Consider the following 17,982-nt stretch of genomic DNA (forward strand, 5'->3'; position numbering starts at 1 on the left):
GGCGAGCGGGCAGGATCGGCACAGCGCGCGGGCGCCGCCTTCGCCGGCGGGTGTCAGCCGTCGCCGCGCCGGGCTGTGTAGAAGGCCTCGCGGAACTCGGCGAAGCGCCCGGCCTCGATCGCCTCGCGCATGCCCGCCATGACGCGCTGGTAGTAGCGCAGGTTGTGCAGCGTGCCGAGCATCGGCGCGAGCATTTCGTTGCAGCGATCGAGATGGCGCAGGTAGCTGCGGCTGTAGCCGTTGCGACAGGCGTAGCAGTCGCAGCCTTCCTCGATCGGTCGCGTGTCGCGCTCGTACTTCGCGTTGCGCACGCGCACGGTGCCGGTGGCGGTGAAGTAATGGCCGTTGCGCGCATTGCGGGTGGGCATCACGCAGTCGAACATATCGACGCCGCGCGCGACCGCCTCGACGAGGTCCTCCGGCCGGCCCACGCCCATGAGATAGCGCGGCCGGTCGACCGGCAGTTGCGGCGTGGTGTGCTCGAGCATCGCGTTGCGCTCGGCCTCGGTTTCGCCGACGGCGAGGCCGCCGATCGCATAACCGTCGAATCCGATCGCCTTGAGCCCGTCGGCCGAGCGCGTGCGCAACTCGTGGTGCACGCCGCCCTGCACGATGCCGAACAGCGCGGCGTCGTTGCCCTCGTGGGCCTTTTTCGACCGTTCCGCCCAGCGCAGCGACAGCTCCATCGAACGCTTCACGACGTCGACCCCGACCGGCACGCCGTCGATGTGCACAGGCGGACATTCGTCGAAGATCATCACGATGTCCGAATCGAGCACGCGCTGGATGTGCATGCTTTCTTCGGGGCCGAGGAAGACCTTCGCGCCGTCGGTCGGCGAGGCGAACGTCACGCCGGCCTCGGTGATCTTGCGGCGGTGCGCGAGCGAGAACACCTGGAAACCGCCCGAATCGGTGAGGATCGGCCCGTTCCAGCGCGAGAAGCCGTGCAGGCCGCCGTGGTCGGCGATGACGTCGAGCCCCGGACGCAGATACAGGTGGAAGGTGTTGCCGAGGATGATCTCGGCGCCGAGTTCGCGCACCTGCTCGGGAAAGATGCCCTTGACCGAGCCGTAGGTGCCGACCGGCATGAATGCCGGCGTCTCCACCGTGCCGCGCGGGAACGTGAGCCGCCCACGACGCGCGGCGCCGTCGGTGCCGAGCAGTTCGAAATCCATGCGGCTCATGCGTCGGCTCCGTTGGTTGCGGCCTGCGGCCAGAGCAGCATCGCATCGCCGTACGAGAAGAAGCGGTACCGCTCGTGGATCGCGTGCTCGTAGGCCTCGAACACCCGCGCCTTGCCCGCGAACGCGGACACCATCATCAGCAGCGTGCTCTCGGGCAGGTGGAAGTTCGTGATCAGCGCATCGACCGACGCGATGCGGTACCCGGGCAGGATGAACAACCGCGTCTCGCCCGCGAACGGCTGCAGCGCGCGCCTGCCCTGTTCGTCCTCGCGCATCGCCGATTCCAGTGCGCGCACGACGGTCGTGCCGACGGCGATCACGCGCCCGCCGGCCTCGCGCGTGCGGCGCATCTTCTCGACGAGCTCGGCGCCGACGTTGATCCATTCGCTGTGCATCACGTGCTGCGACAGATCGTCCGCGCGCACCGGCTGGAACGTGCCCGCGCCGACGTGCAGCGTGACGTGGCCGAACTGCACCCCGCGCGCCTGCAGCGCCTCAAGCAGCGTCTCGTCGAAATGCAGGCCTGCGGTCGGCGCCGCAACGGCACCGACTTCGCGCGCGAACACGGTCTGGTAGCGCTCGGCATCGTCGCGGCCGGGCTCGCGCCGAATGTACGGCGGCAGCGGGAGGCGGCCGGCGTCGAGCAGCCAGCTTTCGAGCGGCGCATCGACGTGGAAACGCAGCACGTAGAACTCGCCTTCGCGCCCGAGCACCTCGGCCTCGCCGCCTGCGTCGAGCGCGATGCGCGCGCCCTCCTTCGGGGACTTGCTCACGCCGAGCTGCACGCGGGCGCGCTCACCGCCGAGCAAGCGCTCGATGAGGATCTCGACGCGGCCGCCCGTCGTCTTCTGGCCGTACAGCCGGGCCGGAATCACGCGCGTGTCGTTGAACACGAGCAAGTCACCGGGCGCGAGCAACTGCGGCAGGTCGCGGAACGGCGCATCGCGCAGTGCATCGGGCGCGGGCGGCACGACGAGCAGCCGGCTCGCGGAGCGCTCCGGCAATGGCGCCTGCGCGATGAGCTCGGGCGGCAGGTCGTAGTGGAAATCGGACTTCTTCAAGGCGGGATACGCAGGCGGACGCAACCCGGCATTGTAGGCCGCCGCGCCCGTGCAACCGCGGCGGGCCGCGTCAGCGCTCGAACTTCGCCGACAGGATGATCGACGACATTGTGCGTTCCACGCCCTCGATCGCGCCGATGCGGTCGGTCAGCTCGTCCATCTGCGCGACGCTCGGGGTGACGCCCAGCGCGACGAGGTCGAACGGGCCGCTCACCGAATGCAGCGTGCGCACCTCGGGCATGCGCCGCAGCGCGTCCGCGACCGCGGCGGACTGCTTCGGCAGCACGGTGATGAGGATGTGCGCGCGGATGTGGCTGCGTTCGGCGGCCTCGTGCAGGCGCACCGTATAGCCGGCGATCACGCCCGAACGCTCCAGCCGTTCGATGCGGCTTTGCACCGTGGTGCGCGACACCTTGAGCCGGCGGGCGATCTCCGCAGTGGACGCACGGGCGTCCTCGCGGAGGACGGTGAGCAGCTGTTCGTCGGCGCTTGTGATCTTCATGCGAAGGATGATTCGTCGGAATGACGAAATCATGCCTCGATTCCGTCCAAAACGTGGGTGTCGATCGACGAAATTATCCTGATAATGACTCGATTGACCTATCCAAGGAGAGCGCCATGGCCGTAATCGACACGCTTGCGCCGCTGCGCGCCCATGGCGGCACGCGCCGCACCCCCGGCCTCGACGACGCGACCGTCGCGGAATTCGCGGCCTCGAACCCCGAGCTGCGCGAGGTCATCGACGCCGCAGCGGCCGAATACGCCCGCATCCGCGAGGAGTTCGCCGACCTGCTCGACCTCGACGAGGACGCCCAGGCGCGCGCGATCCAGGCCGGTTACGTGAACTTCTACCCCGACGATGCGGTGAACCCGTACGTCGCGCTCGCCGCACGCGGCCCGTGGATCGTCACGCTCAAGGGCGCGGTCCTGCACGACTCGGGCGGTTACGGAATGCTCGGCTTCGGCCACGCGCCGGCACCCGTCATCGAGGCGATGGCCAAGCCGCAGGTGATGGCGAACATCATGACGCCGTCGCTCTCGCAGCTGCGCTTCGAGCGCGCGATGCGCGACGCGATCGGCGTCGACCGCGACTGCCCGTACACGAAGTTCCTCTGCCTCAACTCGGGCTCCGAGTCGGTCACGCTCGCTGCGCGCATCGCCGACGCGAACGCGAAGACGGTCACCGACCCCGACGGCGCGCGTCCGGGCGCGACGATCAAGCGTCTCGTCGTCAAGGGCAGCTTCCACGGCCGCACCGATCGTCCGGCGCTGTATTCGGACTCCAGCCGCAAGACCTACAACCAGCATCTGGCGAGCTTCCGCAACGAGCAGTCGGTCATCGTGATCGAGCCGTACGACGTGGACGCGTTGAAAAAGGCGTTCGCCGATGCGGACGCGAACAACTGGTTCATCGAGGCGATGTTCCTCGAGCCGGTCATGGGCGAAGGCGACCCGGGCCGCGGCGTGCCGCCGGCGTTCTACGCCGCCGCGCGCGAGCTCACGAAGGCGCACGGCGCGCTGCTGCTCGTCGACTCGATCCAGGCCGGCCTGCGCGCGCACGGCGTGCTGTCGATCGTCGACTACCCGGGCTTCGAGCAGTTCGAAGCGCCGGACATGGAAACGTTCTCCAAGGCGCTCAACGCGGGCCAGTACCCGCTGTCGGTGCTCGCGGTCGGCGAGCGCGCGGCGGGCATCTACCGCAAGGGCCTGTACGGCAACACGATGACGACGAACCCGCGCGCGCTCGACGTGGCCTGCGCGGTGCTCGACCAGGTCACGCCCGAGCTGCGCGAGAACATCCGGGAGCGCGGCACCGAGGCGGTGCGCAAGCTCGAGCAGCTCAAGGACGAGCTCGGCGGGCCCATCACGAAGGTCCAGGGCACGGGCCTGCTGTTCTCGTGCGAACTTGCGCCGCAGTTCAAGTGCTTCGGCTCGGATTCGACCGAGGAATGGCTGCGCGAGCGCGGCATTGGCGTGATCCATGGCGGCACGAACTCGCTGCGCTTCACGCCGACGTTCGAGATCACGAGCCAGGAGATCGACCTCATCGTCGGCATGGTGCGCCGCGCGGTGCTCGAAGGTCCGCGCCAGTCGCAGCAGGCGGCGGCTGCCTGAGGCAGGCCGACAGAGCGACGAAAAAGGCCGGCGGATTGCCGGCCTTTTTTGTTTCCGTCATCGGGTGACCGACGCGATCAGTCGTCGCGCTTGCGTGCACCGCGCCAGACGAGGGCGACCAGGAGCACGATCGCAAATCCTCCGACTGCCCAGGCCCACGGTTCGCGCAGCACGCGCGCCTCGGTGACGGGCAGCGCGATGAACGGATCGGCCGGCGTGCGCGCGGCCTCCATCGCGCCCGGCGCGAGCTGCCACGTGCCGTCGCGCAGCTCCACGCGGCCGTCGAGGTCGGGCAACGTCAGTTCGTACCAACGGATGCGCACGTCGCCGACCTGCGGTGCGAGCGGGTTTTCCGCGCTGCCCAGGCCGTTGCCTTCGGGCTGGAACGCCGCCGCGAGGTTGGCCGGCAACCGCGCGAAATCAGGACGGAACTCTACCCACCGCCCGAGCGCGGTCAGCACCTCGCGGTCGAGCGGCCGGCCCGCCAGCGTCGGTGCGGGCGCCCACCAGCGCTCGCTTTCGAGCGGCAGCTCCGGCGGGTTGAGGTATTCGGGCGGGAATCCTGTCGAATCGATCGGCGCGGCATTCCATACGCGGCGGTAGTCGGCCCCGTCGCGCCGCCACTGGTGCATTTCGACACGCCGCTCGAGGCCGAACCGGTCGCTGCGCACGCCGAACTCGCGATCTTGCAGCGCGCCGCCGGGCATCGGCTCGGCATCGGCCGCTTCGGTTGCCGCATCGACTGCCGGCGTGGGCGCCGGCGGCGTCGCGAACACCGACGCCGCAGCCAGGCACAGCCCGAGCGCGAGCCCGGTGCGCGTCATGCCGCGAGCGGTCGCGCGCGCAGGGCCTCGACTTCGTGCGCGGTGCTGAAACGGCCCTTGCCGTCACGCACGACCTGCGCGAGCGCGCAGCCCGGGTCGTGCGTAAAAAACAGATGCACGTTGCGCGCGAGCTTGTCTTCGAGGAACTCGCGCTTTTCGTCGATGAGCAGCTCGGCGTTGCGGTCGTAGCCCATCGTGATCGGCACGTGCACCCACGGCCGGCCCGGGATCAGATCCGCGCAGAACGCTACGCCGCCGTGCGGCGCGCCGTCGACACGCTCAGGCCCGACGATCTCCGAGAGCATGAGCCCCGGCGTGTGGCCCTCGCTGAAATCAAAGCGCACGGCGTCGCCGAGCGTGCGCGAATGCGGGCCGTCGACGAGTTCGAGCCGGCCGGTCGCTTCGAGCAGCGCGGGCAGCTCGGGGATGAAGCTCGCGCGGTCGCGCGCATGCGGCTGCTTTGCGCGCTCGAAATGCGCGCGGCCGACGATGTAGGTGGCGTTCGGGAACAGCAACGTCGGCGGCTCGCCTTCGCGCCACGGCGCGAGCAGGCCGCCGGCGTGGTCGAAATGCAAGTGCGAAAGCACGATGACGTCGATGTCCTCGGGCTTGAAGCCGGCCTCGGCGAGCGAGTCGAGCAGCACATGGCGCTCTTCGACGACGCCGTAGCGTTCGCGCAGCTTCGGCTCGAAGAACGCGCCGATGCCGGCCTCAAACAGCACGGTCTTGCCCGCGAGCGGCGTGACGAGCAGGCAGCGGCATGCGAGTTCGATGCGGTTGTGTTCGTCAGGCGGCGCCCACTGCCGCCATACAGCCTGCGGCGCGTTGCCGAACATGGCGCCGCCGTCGAGCTTCTGGCTGTTGCCGATGAGGGACCAGAGTTTCATCGCGGCTCCGCGGTCGTCGATCGATACGGAATGATCGTGCATCGGCGCGGCTCTGGGAACCGATGTGCATGCAACGCATGACGTTGCAGGCGCAGGTGCTTGATCGTCATGTCGCATGCCTGTGTGCGACTGGACATGCATCGCAGGCCGCGCATCGCGAAGCAAAAAGACACGTGCAATCCACATCGGTCGGTGTAAAGATTTACACCATGCCACTCACGCCCCGACAGTCCGAGATCCTCGCCTACCTACGCCGCCACATGGAGGCGGCCGGTATGGCGCCCAGTCTGCAGGAGGTGGCCGATGCGATGGGCATTGCGCTCAATGCCGCGGCCAAGCACCTCAAGGCGCTCGAAGCGGCCGGCGTGATCGAGCGCCGGCCCGGCATCGCGCGCGGGCTGCGCATCGTCGAGGCCACGCCGCGGCGCCGGCGCATGGATTCATTCGAATTGCCGATCCTCGGCCGCGTCGCCGCGGGCCTACCGATCGGCGCCGATGCGCATGTGCAGGGCTTCGTTCCGATCGACCGTGCGCTGTTCACGCCCGTGCCGGATTACCTGCTGCGCGTGCACGGCGATTCGATGCGCGACGACGGCATCCTCGACGGCGATCTCGTCGCGGTGAAGCGCGCGAGCGATGCACGCAACGGGCAGACCGTGGTCGCGCGTGTCGACGACGAGATCACGATCAAGCGCCTGGAGATCACGCACGGCCGCATCCGCCTGCTGCCGCGCAACCCCGATTACGCGCCGATTGAGCTTGCGCCGGGCGCGGACTTCGCGATCGAAGGGCTGTACTGCGGTCTCGTGAGGCGCGACTGATGGTGGGTGTCGTTGCGGACAAAGGCGCATTCGATGCCTCTGTGGTCTGGCATGTATGCAAGTTGCGTCGGCATGGCTCGCCTGCAGGCAGCGCGCCCGCGCAGGCTGTCCGCACGCATGCCCGGCGATCCGTGCGGCATCGTCGAATGCGGCCAGCGACAGCGCTGCGCGGCAGTTCGATGCATGCGCTTGTGACGCATCCATCATGTACTTCGATCGCATGCGCGCACGAAGGTGAGAGCGCTGCATCCACGCGCCGCATAGCGACCACGGCGCTTGTTTTCGTGCCGGGGTATCGGTGCGCACTTAAGGTGCTTGTACGGCCAGCGTCGACGCGGAGCCCGCGCTGATGGGCGCAGTCGTCGCCCTCGATGACTTGCTTGATGCACGCCGCATCTGGCGTGGCCGCCCTGTCGCCGCACCGGCATCGGCGCAGCCCACAGGCCATGCGGCGCTCGATGCCGCGCTGCCGACCGGCGGCTGGCCGCGCGGTGCACTCAGCGAACTGCTGTTGTCCGAGCCCGGCCTCGGCGAACTCTCGCTGCTGTGGCCCGCGCTCGCGCAGCTTTCGCAGGCGCAAGGCGAAATCGTCCTCGTCGACCCGCCGTGCGTGCCGTTTGCCCCGGCGTGGCGCGCGGCCGGCGTCGTGCTCGAGCGCCTGCACCTGCTGCAGGCGCCGCCGAAGCAGGCGCTGTGGGCGGTCGAACAATGCCTGCGCTCGGGGGCATGCGCCGCGGTCGTGTTCTGGCCGCAGCGCGTCGACGACCGCGCGCTCAGGCGCCTGCAGGTCGCAGCCGAAAGCGGCCGCAGCCTCGGCTTCGCATTACGCCCCGTCGAGGCCGCGGCAAATCCGTCACCGGCCGCGCTGCGCATCGCTGTCGACCGCGTGCCGCGCCAGCTGCGCGTGCTCAAGTGCCGCGGCGGGCTCGCGCCGCCGCAGCCGATCGCGTTCGCGCGTGCGCACTGAGACCTGCCGATGCAGTGGGCCTGCCTGCTGTTGCCGCGCCTGGCATTGGACGTCGTGCTGCGCACACGTCCGGATCCGCAGCACCCGCTCGTCCTGCTGAGCGGCCCAGCGACGCGCCGCATCGTGCATGCGGCGAACGACGCCGCGCGTGCGCTCGGCCTGCGCTCGGGCCAACCGTGGGCGACGGCGCAGGCGATCGCCGACGACTTCGAGCGCGTCGAGCTCGATCCCGCCGCGGTCGAACACGCGCGCGAACTGCTGGCGCACTGGGCCTACGGCTACAGCTCGCAGGTGACGCTCGCGTTCGCGCATGCGGTGGTGCTCGAGATCGGACGCAGCCGCAAGTTGTTTGGCGACTGGCACACGCTCGAACCGCAATGGCGGCGCGAGCTGCAGGCGATGGGTTTCACGCATCGGCTCGTGGCCGCACCGAATCCGTGGGCTGCGCATGCGTTCGCCCGCGTGCGCGACGGCCTCGCGGCCGATGCCGACGTATTGCACGCGCATCTCGCACGCGTGCCGGTCGAGCGCGCCGGCCTGCCCGTCGATGCCGTGCGTACGCTGCAGCGCATGGGCCTGCGCGATCTCGGTGCAGTGCTCGCGCAACCGCGTGCGGCGCTCGGCCGACGCTGCGGCGACGCGCTGCTGCGCCAGCTCGATCGCCTGTGCGGCCACGTCGACGAGCCCCTGCTCTGCCACCGGCCCGCTGAGGGTTTTCGCGCGCGCATCGAGCTCGGCCACGAGGTCGAATCGAGCCAGGCGCTGCTATTCCCGCTGCGCCGATTGACCGCGGACCTCGCGGCCTACCTGCGCGCACGCGACGGCGGCGTCGCGCGTTTCGTGCTCGTGCTCGAGCACGACCGCCATGCAACGAGCGAAGTGCCCGTCGGTCTGCTCGCGCCCGAGCGCGATGCGACGATGCTGTTCGAACTCGCACGCGGCCGGCTTGAACAGGCGCGCCTGCCCGCGCCGGTGATCGGTTTCGAGCTGCACGCCGATGCCCTGCCGCCGTTCGTGCCTGATCGGCGCGATTTGTTCGACCCGCGCCCGCAGCACGGGCTGCCGTGGCCGCAACTGCGCGAGCGTCTGCGCGCGAAGCTCGGCGACGAGTCCGTGCTCACGCTCGAAAGCCGCGCCGACCACCGTCCCGAACGTGCGTGGCATGCGTATTCCGCGCGCGATGCCTCGCCAACGCCGCACCTGCTGCCGACCCCGGGCGGCAGTCGCCCCGGCTGGCTGCTGCGCAAACCCCAACCGCTGCGCCACGGCGTTGCGCGTGTGCTCAGCGGCCCCGAACGCATCGAATCGGGCTGGTGGGACGGCGGTGACGTGCGGCGCGATTACTACCTCATCGAAACTGCCCGCGGCCAGCTCGCATGGGTGTTCTGCGATGCAGGCCGTCGCGACGGGCTCATGGTGCACGGCTGGTTTGCATGAGCCCGATTAAATGAGCTTGTCGCATGAGTTTGTTCGCATGAGCCGGCCCGTGCGCGACTACGCCGAGCTGCATTGCCTGTCGGCCTTCAGCTTCCAGCGCGGCGCCTCGACCGCGCGCGAACTGTTCGCGCGTGCGCAGCAGCTCGGCTATCGCGCGCTCGCGATCACCGACGAATGCTCGCTCGCCGGCATCGTGCGCGCCTGGGAGGCCGCGCGTGAGGCCGGCGTGCCGCTCATCGTCGGCAGCGAGATGCCGATCGACGACGGCCCGCGCCTCGTGCTGCTCGTCGAGAACCTGCGCGGCTACGAAGCGCTATGCCGCATGGTCACCGCCGCGCGACGGCGTGCAACCAAGGGCACGTACCGCCTCCTGCGTGCGGATTTCGATGCGGGCTGCGACAGCCTGCTCGCGCTGTGGCTTCCCACGCTCGACGAAGCCGACGAAGCGCATGCCGCCTGGCTGCATACACATTTCCCGTCGCGCACGTGGATCGCGGTCGAACTGCACCGCGGCGTCGACGACGCGCAACGCCTGCAACACCTCCGTGAACTCGGCGCGCACCACCACCTGCCGCTCGTCGCAAGCGGCGACGTGCACATGCACGTGCGGGCGCGTCGCCGCCTGCAGGACGTGCTCACCTGCGTGCGCCACCGCACCACGCTCGGCGAAGCCGGCGCGCGGCTGTTTCCGAACGGCGAGCGCCACCTGCGTATCCGCGAGGCGCTCGGCGCGATCTATCCGGCCGACCTGCTTGCCGAGACGCTGCGCATCGCCGATCGCTGCCGTTTCGACCTGAAATCGCTGCGTTACGAATACCCGCGCGAACTCGTACCCGCCGGCGAAACGCCGACCTCCTGGCTGCGCGCACTCGCCGAGGAAGGCGTGCAGCGCCGCTGGCCCGACGGCTGCGAGGCGAAGGTGCGCGCGAGCATTGAACACGAACTTTCGGTGATCGCCGAGCTCGGCTACGAGCCGTACTTCCTCACCGTGCACGACATCGTCGCGTTCGCGCGCGGCCGCGGCATCCTCTGCCAGGGCCGCGGCTCGGCCGCGAACTCGGCGGTGTGCTTCGCGCTCGGCATCACCGAGGTGGACCCTGCGCGCATGGAGCTGCTGTTCGAGCGCTTCATCTCGAAGGAGCGCAAGGAGGCGCCCGACATCGACGTCGACTTCGAGCACGAGCGCCGCGAGGAGGTGCTGCAATACGTGTTCGAACGCTACGGCCGCACGCGCGCGGCGCTCACTGCCGTCGTCAGTCACTACCGGACCCGCGGCGCGATGCGCGATGTCGCCCGCGTGTTCGGCCTGCCGCCGGACCAGATAGACGAACTCACGCGCGCAGCCGATCGCTGGAGCAGCGGCGAGGTGTCGGATGCACGCATTGCCGAGCAAGGCTTCGACGCAGCCTCGCCGCTGATGCGGCAGATCCTCGAACTCGCGGCCGAACTCACCGGCTTCCCGCGCCATCTATCACAGCACCCGGGCGGCTTCGTGATCAGCGAACGCAGCCTCGAGGGCATCGTGCCGGTCGAGAACGCCGCGATGGCCGGGCGCACGGTCGTGCAATGGGACAAGGACGATCTTGATGCGCTCGGCATCCTCAAGGTCGACTGCCTTGCGCTCGGCATGCTCACTGCGGTGCGCAAGACGTTCGAACTGCTCGAGCGCCACGGCCACCCGCGCTATGCAATGGCGACGATTCCCGCCGACGACGCACCGACATACGAAATGATCGGCCGCGCCGACACGATCGGCGTGTTCCAGATCGAATCGCGTGCGCAGATGTCGATGCTGCCGCGCATGCAGCCGGTCTGCTTCTATGACCTCGTGATCCAGGTCGCGATCGTGCGCCCCGGCCCGATCCAGGGCGACATGGTGCATCCCTACCTGCGCCGTCGCCGCGGCCTCGAGCCCGTCACCTACCCAAGCCCGCAGCTCGAGGCGATCTTCAAGCGCACGCTCGGCGTGCCGCTGTTCCAGGAGCAGGTGATGCAGATCGCGATCCACGCCGCAGGCTTCAAGCCCGGCGAGGCCGACGCGCTGCGCCGCTCGATGGCGGCATGGAAGCGCCACGGCGGCCTCGAGCCGTACCGCGATCAACTGCTCAAGGGCATGCTCGAACGCGGCTACCCGCTGGACTTCGCCGAGCGTCTGTTCGAGCAGATCAAGGGCTTCGGCAGCTATGGATTTCCCGAATCGCACGCGGCGAGCTTCGCGCTCATCACCTACGTGAGCTGCTGGCTCAAGTGCCGTTACCCGGCCGCGTTCGCGGCGAGCGTCATCAATTCGATGCCGATGGGCTTCTACTCGGCCGACCAGCTGCTGCAGGACGCGCGTCGGCATGGCATCGTAGTGCGCCCGGTCGACGTGCGCTACAGCGAATGGGACTGCACGCTCGAAGCCGATCCCCGCAGTCGGCCGGGCCCACGCATCGACGACGATGCGCTCGATGCGAACTACGCGGTCCGCATGGGGTTCCGGCTCGTCAATGGATTCGATTGCGCAAGCGCCGAGCGCCTCGTGGCCGCACGCGAGCAGGCGACGTTTGCCGGCATCGATGACCTCGTCGTGCGTGCGCGGCTCGATGCAAAGGCGCGCGCACTGCTTGCCGATGCCGGCGCGCTCAAGGCGCTGGCCGGCGGTCACCGTCACCGCGCGCGCTGGGCGATCGCGGGCGTGGAGACACAACTGCCGTTGTTGGCGGGCATCGGCGTCGAGGAATCCGCGCCGTCGCTGCCGCGGCCGAGTGCGCGCGACGACGTGCACGCCGATTACGCGCTCACCGGCACCACGCTCGGCCGCCACCCGCTCGCGCAGATCCGCAGCGCACTGCGCGCACGCGGATGCCGGCGCTCCTCCGAGCTCGCGCGGATGCCGCACGGCCGCCACGTGCGCGTGGCAGGCCTCGTCACGTTGCGCCAGCGGCCGGGCACGGCGAGCGGCGTCACCTTTCTCACGCTCGAGGACGAGGACGGACTGTTCAACATCGTGGTCTGGCGCGCGCTCGCCGAGCGGCAGCGGCGCGAAGTCGTCGAAGCGCGGCTGCTCAAGGTCAGCGGCCGGCTCGAACGGGTCGAAGGCGTGCAGCACATCATCGCTGCGCGCTTCGAGGATCTGGGGGCGTTGCTGCCCGAACTCTCGACCCGCTCGCGTGACTTCCACTGAAGCCCCGGGGTTTCGCCCACGCGACGCAGACGTCCCGCAGGCCGTCGGGACGTTACGGCGCTTCCGCTTCCAGCAGCACCGCCGCCTCGCCGACCGGATTGCGCGGATCGGTGCCGCCCGAGAGCGTGTCCGCGCGCTTGTCCCACGCGACCGTCTGCAGGTTGCCCCAGGTGTTTTCACCGGCGTTGACCGTGTGACCCATCGCCTTGAGCAGCGCGATCACCTCGGGCCCGAGCGCGCCGGGCTCGGCCGCGATCACGTCGGGCAACCACTGGTGATGCACGCGCGGCAATGCGGCGACCGCCTGCGCATCCATGCCCATGTCGTACGCGAGGATCGCCTGCAGCACCTGCGTGATGATGCGGCTGCCGCCGGGCGCGCCCATCACGGCGAGCTTCGCATCGGACTCGATCCAGCTCGGCGTCATAGAGCTCAGCATGCGCTTGCCGGGCACCGGCGCGTTCGCCTCGAAGCCCATCACGCCGAATGCATTCGGCGTGCCCGGCTTGAGCGCGAAGTCGTCCATCTCGTTGTTGAGCAGCACGCCCGTGCCCGGCGCGACGAGGCCCGAACCGTACGTAAGGTTGATCGTCTGCGTCGCCGACACGCGATTGCCTTCGCCGTCGATGATCGAAAAATGCGTGGTGTCCTCGTCCTCGAGCGGCGCCGGCGTGCCGGCGAGCATCGCACTCGGCAGTGCTTTCTCGGGATGGATCGACGCCCGCCAGCCGGCGGCGTACGCCGGGTCGATCAAGCGCTGCACCGGCACCTTTACGAAGTCCGGATCGCCAAGAAAGATCGTGCGGTCGCGATACGCGCGCCGCATCGACTCGACGATGAGGTGCGTGCGCTTTGCGGGCTCGAGCTCCTTGAGATCCCAGCCTTCGAGCATCTGCAGCATCTGCGCGATCGCCACGCCGCCCGACGACGGCGGCGGCGCGGTGGTCACGCGCCAGTCGCGGTACTCGAAGCGCAGTGGCTCGCGCTCGTGCACGCGGTAGCCCGCGAGCTCCTGCGCGGTCCAGCGCCCGCCTTCTTCCTTGACCGATGCGAGCAGCTTCGCGGCCACGTCGCCACGGTAAAAACCGTCGAAGCCTTCCTTCGCAAGCAGCTCGAACGTGCGGGCAAGATCGGGCTGGCGCAGCATCTCGCCCGTCACCGGTGGCGTGCCGTCCGCGAGGAACACCTCGCGCGTGCCGCGGTAGCGCTCCATGACCTCGCGCCGGCTCGCGTAGCCCTTCTCGAGCCGTGGATAGACCTCGAAGCCCTCGCGCGCCACGCGGATCGCGGGGGCGAGTGTCGTCGACAGCGGCAGGCGGCCGTACTTTTCGCTCAGGTGCACGAGCGCGGCCGGCAGGCCCGGGATCCCGGCCGACCACGGGCCGTTCGTCGCGCGGTCACGGTCGAGATCGCCCTTCGCATCGAGATAGGCCTCAGGCGAGGCGGACTCCGGCGCGACTTCGCGCGCGTCGACGAACACGTCGCGACCGGTTTTCGCGTCATGCAGCAAGAAGAACCCACCGCCGCCGATGCCGGAGCTCACCGGCTCGACGACCGACAGCGTCGCCGACACCGCGATCGCCGCGTCGAACGCATTGCCGCCCTGGCGGATCATGTCGAGCCCGGCTTGCGTCGCCAGCACATGCGCACTCGCGATCGCAGTGCCCGGCGGCGTGGTCGCGGCCGGCGCCGGCGCGGTGCGCGCCGCAGCGACCGGCGCAGGGGCGATGGCCGCGGGCGGCGCCGTCGCACATCCGGACAACAGCGCCAGGGCGAGAACGGCGGCACGCGGCATCGATCGCATCAGGGGGTCTCCTGCAGGCGCGCCAGTTTCGCGAGCAGCTGCGTCTCGTTTTCGGGGTGGGCCGGATCGGGGTCGATGCACTCGACCGGGCACACGACGACGCACTGCGGCTCGTCGAAATGGCCCACGCATTGAGTGCAGCGCGCCGGATCGATCACGTAGATCGACTCGCCCTGCGAGATCGCCTGGTTCGGACAGGCCGGCTCGCAGACGTCGCAGTTCACGCAGAGGTCGTTGATCTTGAGGGACATTGCATCGTCAGCGGCGTGAGGCCGCCGTGGTGCGCCACAAGGCGCAGTGCCGGGCGAGGACCGCCAGTCTGGCACGGACACCGCGGGCGCGACGCGCCCGTGGCTGGAACGCTCGGTCGCGGCGTGGCCGACGACCACGCTGACGGCGGCGCAGAACCGCCACCGAGCTCCGGCGGCGTCGAGCGACCGGAGCTGCGAGCGATTACTTCGCTTCGACGAACTTGTAGTCCACGCCGGCCGGCGCAACCGCCGCCTGCACGCGCGCGTCGTCCTCGGGCTTGCCGATGAACAGCACCTTCACACCCTTCATCGAACCCGGCTGCGCCTTCTGGAACGCGGCGATCACGAGGTCGGCGATCTTGCCCGACGACGGGCCGCCGTAGGCCAGCAGGTTGCCTTCGAGGATGCCGCGCTGGATGTCGACCTGCGCCTTTTCGAGCTGGCGGTCGTAGTAGCCCTGGAAGTCCGGCGACGTCTCGGCCGGCAGCGTGTACAGGTACGGGCTCGACGTGACGCCCTCCATGTTGCGCTTGACGACTTCGACGAGGTACTCGCCCCACGCCGCTTCGTCGTCGGTGGTCGGAGCGGTCAAAGGCGCCTGTACAACGGCGGCCTCTTCCTGCGGTGCGGCCTCGTCCTTCTGGCAGGCGACGACGAACGGCAGGGCAAGGCAGGCGATCAGCAGCGCGCGGGTGGTCTGTTTCATGCGGTTCCCCATGGTCGGGTTGGGAGTGGACGGCGGCATCCGTGCCGTGCGGGCCAGCCTGGGCAGGCCGCACGCGGTCGGCGCCGTAGCGCCGGGCCATTCTACGGTGATCGGCCGGAGCAGGCTCGACCGCCTGCCATCACCGTAATGCCACGCGATCAACGGCCGAAATGCGCCTGCAACGCGGAGGTGACCGGCGGTGGCACGAAGCCCGCGACGTCTCCGCCGAGGCGCGCGATCTCGCGCACGAGCGATGAGGAAATAAACCCGTACTGCTCCGCGGGCGTCAGGAACAGGGTCTCGACGTCCGGGATCAGGTGGCGATTCATGCTTGCGAGCTGGAATTCGTACTCGAAGTCCGACACCGCGCGCAGACCGCGCAGCAGCACGCCCGCGCCCACCTCGTCGACGAAGTGCGCGAGCAACGAGTTGAAGCCGCGCACCTCGACGTGCGAGTGATGCGCGACGGCCTGCCGAGCGAGATCGACGCGCAGCGCGAGCGGCATGGCCGGCCCCTTGCCCGGGCTCTCGGCAACGCCAATGACGAGCCGGTCGAACAGCTTCGCGGCGCGGTTGACGAGGTCCACGTGCCCGTTCGTGATCGGGTCGAACGTGCCGGGATAAACGGCGATGCGGTGGCGGTCCGGACTCATGTCGAATCAATCAAACGCGGCGGTGCCGGCGGCGGCGCGAGTGTAGCAGCGGGCTCAGCGCCTGCTGGCCGCGCAACGCGCTACGCCGCTGCCGAAGCTTATGCGCACTCGTCGACGCGACGCAGCAGCACGTAGCGCACCTCACGCGTCGCGCCCTCGCGATGCACGCGCCAGCCGGCAGGCACAGCCCACGCGGCATTGTTCGAGGCTTCGACATACAGCCAGGCATCGGCCGCGAGCGCAGGCGAGACCGCCGCGAGCGCCGCATCCCAGAGCCCGACGGCAAACGGCGGATCGACGAACGCGATGTCGAAGCGGGCGGCTTCGGCGCGCGACAGCCACGCGAGCGCATCCGCATGCACCACATCGATCGACGCGCCCGCGCCGAGCCGTGTCGCCGCCGCGCGCAACGCACTCGCGAGTGTCGCATCGCGCTCGACCAGCACCGCGTGCCCCGCGCCGCGCGAGACCGCCTCGAAACCGAGCGCGCCGCTGCCGGCGAACAGGTCGAGCACGCGGGCGCCGGGCAACGCCGGCATGAGCCAGTTGAAAAGCGTCTCGCGCACGCGGTCGCTCGTGGGCCGCAGTCCGTCGGCGTTGGGTACGTCGAGGCGACTGCCACGCCAGCGGCCGCCGATGAGGCGCACCTTGCCGGATGCGCTGCTGGTTGGACGCGCAGGCGCGCGGGCGGTGTCGGGTCGGCGCGGGCGGTTCATCGGGGGTGCCGGGGGGCCAGTGCTAGCATGTGCCGATTCTCGCGCATTCGCTCAACGACGCCCCGAATGGTCAGTTTTTTCCGTAAAAAGAAGCCGGAACCGGCGCCCGAGCGCCGTTACAGCACGGAGGAACTGGCGGCCGCGTTTCCCGATGCGCAGGTGCGCGAGCCCGCGCCCGCAACGCCGGCTGCGCACCCAGTGGTACCGAACGATGCGCCCGCCACGGCCGAGCGCCCCGCGCCCCCGATGTCCGCACCGTTGCCGCCCGATGTCGTCGGCGCCGCAATGGAGGCCGAGGCCGCCGGCGTGCCTGCCGCGGCGCCGGCACCGGCTCCGGTGCCGATCCCCGCGCTTGCTCCGCGCCCCGCGCCGTCGATCCCCGACTTCTCCAAGCTCCAGTTCCGCACGCCCGAGCAGATCGCGGCCGACACCGCCGCGAACAAGGCCGCCTGGCGCGAACGCCTCGGCGGCACCGCGCTCGCGCGCAGCATCGGCAGCGTGTTCTCGCGCAACCCGCGCCTGGACGATGACCTGCTCGACGAGATCGAGACCGCGCTGATCACGGCCGACGTAGGCGTCACCGCGACCACGCAGCTCGTCGAGAGCCTGCGCAAGCGGATGAAGGCGCGCGAGTTCGCCGATGCGCAGGGGCTGCTCACGGCGCTGCGTGCGGACCTGATCGCGATGCTCAAGCCGGTCGCGGTGCCGCTGGAAATCGATGCTGGCACGCAGCCGTTCGTGCTGCTCACCGTCGGCGTCAACGGCGTCGGCAAGACCACGACGATCGGCAAGCTCGCCCACCGCTTCAAGAGCGAAGGCCGCACGTTGATGCTCGCCGCGGGCGACACGTTCCGCGCCGCGGCGGTCGCCCAGCTGCAGGCCTGGGGCGAGCGCAACGGCGTGGCGGTGATCGCGCAGGGGCAGAACGCGGATGCGGCATCGGTCGCGTACGACGCGGTGCAGGCGGCGAAGGCGCGCGGCATCCAGGTGCTGATCGCCGACACCGCCGGCCGATTGCACACGCAGCAGGGCCTCATGGCCGAGCTCGGCAAGATCAAGCGCGTGATCCAGAAACTCGACGCGGACGCACCCCATGAAGTGCTGCTCGTCATCGACGGCACCACCGGCCAGAACGCGCTCAACCAGCTGCGCCAGTTCAAGGCAGCCGTCGGTGTGACCGGCCTCGTCGTGACCAAACTCGACGGCACCGCGAAGGGCGGCGTCGTGTTCGCGCTTGCCCGCGAGTTCGGCATTCCGATCCGCTTTGCTGGCATCGGCGAGCGGCCGGAAGACCTGCGCGTGTTCGATGCCGAGGCGTTCGTCGACGCGCTGCTGCCCGAATCGCTCGGCAGCGCGCCGGCGCCGGCCTGACCCCGCATCCACACGCGCC

General features: G+C 69.7%; 16 protein-coding genes. 6 read left to right on the top strand and 10 right to left on the bottom strand.

What is annotated here, in order from left to right:
* Positions 1–53 precede the first annotated feature (53 nt).
* The 3 genes from tgt to IE075_RS05745 all read right to left on the bottom strand — a co-directional run bounded on the left by tgt (position 54) and on the right by IE075_RS05745 (position 2,747).
* A complete protein-coding gene (gene tgt, locus IE075_RS05735; RefSeq protein ID WP_189454137.1) occupies positions 54–1,184 on the bottom strand; it encodes a tRNA guanosine(34) transglycosylase Tgt in 1,131 nt (376 codons plus the stop codon).
* Complete coding sequence (gene queA, locus IE075_RS05740; RefSeq protein WP_189454139.1) at positions 1,181–2,245, bottom strand: tRNA preQ1(34) S-adenosylmethionine ribosyltransferase-isomerase QueA; 1,065 nt, start codon at positions 2,243–2,245, stop codon at positions 1,181–1,183. The genes tgt and queA overlap by 4 nt, the downstream gene beginning before the upstream one ends.
* 70 nt (positions 2,246–2,315) lie before the next feature.
* Entirely contained in the window at positions 2,316–2,747 is a 432-nt protein-coding gene (locus tag IE075_RS05745; protein ID WP_189454142.1) for an Lrp/AsnC family transcriptional regulator, read from the bottom strand.
* A gap of 116 nt (positions 2,748–2,863) precedes the next feature.
* Here IE075_RS05745 and IE075_RS05750 point away from each other — a divergent pair, with 116 nt between their 5' ends.
* Complete coding sequence (locus tag IE075_RS05750; RefSeq protein ID WP_189454144.1) at positions 2,864–4,360, top strand: aminotransferase class III-fold pyridoxal phosphate-dependent enzyme; 1,497 nt, start codon at positions 2,864–2,866, stop codon at positions 4,358–4,360.
* 77 nt (positions 4,361–4,437) lie between these two features.
* On the opposite strand, the gene IE075_RS05755 is transcribed toward IE075_RS05750, so the two are convergent.
* The gene (locus IE075_RS05755) at positions 4,438–5,184 is read right to left on the bottom strand and encodes a TMEM43 family protein (protein WP_189454147.1); all 747 of its coding nucleotides are present in this window, start codon (positions 5,182–5,184) and stop codon (positions 4,438–4,440) included.
* On the bottom strand, positions 5,181–6,071 hold the full coding sequence (locus IE075_RS05760; protein ID WP_189454149.1) for an MBL fold metallo-hydrolase: 891 nt from the start codon (positions 6,069–6,071) through the stop codon (positions 5,181–5,183). Before IE075_RS05760 ends, IE075_RS05755 begins: the two co-directional genes overlap by 4 nt.
* 209 nt (positions 6,072–6,280) lie before the next feature.
* Here IE075_RS05760 and lexA point away from each other — a divergent pair, with 209 nt between their 5' ends.
* The 4 genes from lexA (at position 6,281) to IE075_RS05780 (ending at position 12,462) form a co-directional block, all read left to right on the top strand.
* Positions 6,281–6,892 (top strand): transcriptional repressor LexA, encoded by a 612-nt coding sequence (gene lexA, locus IE075_RS05765; protein ID WP_189454151.1) that lies wholly within the window; start codon positions 6,281–6,283, stop codon positions 6,890–6,892.
* A gap of 349 nt (positions 6,893–7,241) precedes the next feature.
* Positions 7,242–7,859, top strand: a complete 618-nt coding sequence (gene imuA, locus IE075_RS05770; RefSeq protein WP_189454153.1) for a translesion DNA synthesis-associated protein ImuA — start codon at positions 7,242–7,244, stop codon at positions 7,857–7,859.
* 9 nt (positions 7,860–7,868) lie between these two features.
* Entirely contained in the window at positions 7,869–9,296 is a 1,428-nt protein-coding gene (locus tag IE075_RS05775; RefSeq protein WP_189454155.1) for a Y-family DNA polymerase, read from the top strand.
* A 10-nt stretch (positions 9,297–9,306) separates the two neighbouring features.
* Entirely contained in the window at positions 9,307–12,462 is a 3,156-nt protein-coding gene (locus IE075_RS05780) for an error-prone DNA polymerase (RefSeq protein ID WP_308427809.1), read from the top strand.
* 52 nt (positions 12,463–12,514) lie between these two features.
* Here the strand turns inward: IE075_RS05780 and ggt are convergent, their stop codons facing one another.
* From ggt to rsmD, 5 genes are all read right to left on the bottom strand, one after another.
* Positions 12,515–14,266, bottom strand: coding sequence for a gamma-glutamyltransferase (gene ggt / locus IE075_RS05785; protein WP_189454156.1), 1,752 nt, complete (start codon positions 14,264–14,266; stop codon positions 12,515–12,517).
* The gene (locus IE075_RS05790; protein WP_189454158.1) at positions 14,266–14,517 is read right to left on the bottom strand and encodes a YfhL family 4Fe-4S dicluster ferredoxin; all 252 of its coding nucleotides are present in this window, start codon (positions 14,515–14,517) and stop codon (positions 14,266–14,268) included. Before IE075_RS05790 ends, ggt begins: the two co-directional genes overlap by 1 nt.
* 202 nt (positions 14,518–14,719) lie before the next feature.
* Entirely contained in the window at positions 14,720–15,223 is a 504-nt protein-coding gene (locus IE075_RS05795; RefSeq protein WP_189454160.1) for a hypothetical protein, read from the bottom strand.
* A 158-nt stretch (positions 15,224–15,381) separates the two neighbouring features.
* Entirely contained in the window at positions 15,382–15,876 is a 495-nt protein-coding gene (coaD, locus tag IE075_RS05800; RefSeq protein WP_189454162.1) for a pantetheine-phosphate adenylyltransferase, read from the bottom strand.
* 98 nt (positions 15,877–15,974) lie between these two features.
* Complete coding sequence (rsmD, locus tag IE075_RS05805; protein WP_189454164.1) at positions 15,975–16,592, bottom strand: 16S rRNA (guanine(966)-N(2))-methyltransferase RsmD; 618 nt, start codon at positions 16,590–16,592, stop codon at positions 15,975–15,977.
* A 66-nt stretch (positions 16,593–16,658) separates the two neighbouring features.
* Between rsmD and ftsY the strand changes: the two genes are divergently transcribed.
* Positions 16,659–17,963 (top strand): signal recognition particle-docking protein FtsY, encoded by a 1,305-nt coding sequence (gene ftsY / locus IE075_RS05810; protein WP_189454166.1) that lies wholly within the window; start codon positions 16,659–16,661, stop codon positions 17,961–17,963.
* The last annotated feature ends 19 nt before the right edge of the window (positions 17,964–17,982 follow it).

The organism is Cognatilysobacter bugurensis, assembly GCF_014652095.1.
GTDB classification, from domain to species: Bacteria; Pseudomonadota; Gammaproteobacteria; order Xanthomonadales; family Xanthomonadaceae; genus Cognatilysobacter; species Cognatilysobacter bugurensis.

Coding starts and splice junctions, on each gene's coding strand:
- tgt (WP_189454137.1), bottom strand. CDS start 1,184: ATGAGCCGCATGGATTTCGAACTGCTCGGCACCGACGGCGCCGCGCGT.
- IE075_RS05745 (WP_189454142.1), bottom strand. CDS start 2,747: ATGAAGATCACAAGCGCCGACGAACAGCTGCTCACCGTCCTCCGCGAG.
- IE075_RS05750 (WP_189454144.1), top strand. CDS start 2,864: ATGGCCGTAATCGACACGCTTGCGCCGCTGCGCGCCCATGGCGGCACG.
- IE075_RS05755 (WP_189454147.1), bottom strand. CDS start 5,184: ATGACGCGCACCGGGCTCGCGCTCGGGCTGTGCCTGGCTGCGGCGTCG.
- IE075_RS05760 (WP_189454149.1), bottom strand. CDS start 6,071: ATGAAACTCTGGTCCCTCATCGGCAACAGCCAGAAGCTCGACGGCGGC.
- lexA (WP_189454151.1), top strand. CDS start 6,281: ATGCCACTCACGCCCCGACAGTCCGAGATCCTCGCCTACCTACGCCGC.
- imuA (WP_189454153.1), top strand. CDS start 7,242: ATGGGCGCAGTCGTCGCCCTCGATGACTTGCTTGATGCACGCCGCATC.
- IE075_RS05775 (WP_189454155.1), top strand. CDS start 7,869: ATGCAGTGGGCCTGCCTGCTGTTGCCGCGCCTGGCATTGGACGTCGTG.
- IE075_RS05780 (WP_308427809.1), top strand. CDS start 9,307: ATGAGCTTGTCGCATGAGTTTGTTCGCATGAGCCGGCCCGTGCGCGAC.
- ggt (WP_189454156.1), bottom strand. CDS start 14,266: ATGCGATCGATGCCGCGTGCCGCCGTTCTCGCCCTGGCGCTGTTGTCC.
- IE075_RS05790 (WP_189454158.1), bottom strand. CDS start 14,517: ATGTCCCTCAAGATCAACGACCTCTGCGTGAACTGCGACGTCTGCGAG.
- IE075_RS05795 (WP_189454160.1), bottom strand. CDS start 15,223: ATGAAACAGACCACCCGCGCGCTGCTGATCGCCTGCCTTGCCCTGCCG.
- coaD (WP_189454162.1), bottom strand. CDS start 15,876: ATGAGTCCGGACCGCCACCGCATCGCCGTTTATCCCGGCACGTTCGAC.
- rsmD (WP_189454164.1), bottom strand. CDS start 16,592: ATGAACCGCCCGCGCCGACCCGACACCGCCCGCGCGCCTGCGCGTCCA.
- ftsY (WP_189454166.1), top strand. CDS start 16,659: ATGGTCAGTTTTTTCCGTAAAAAGAAGCCGGAACCGGCGCCCGAGCGC.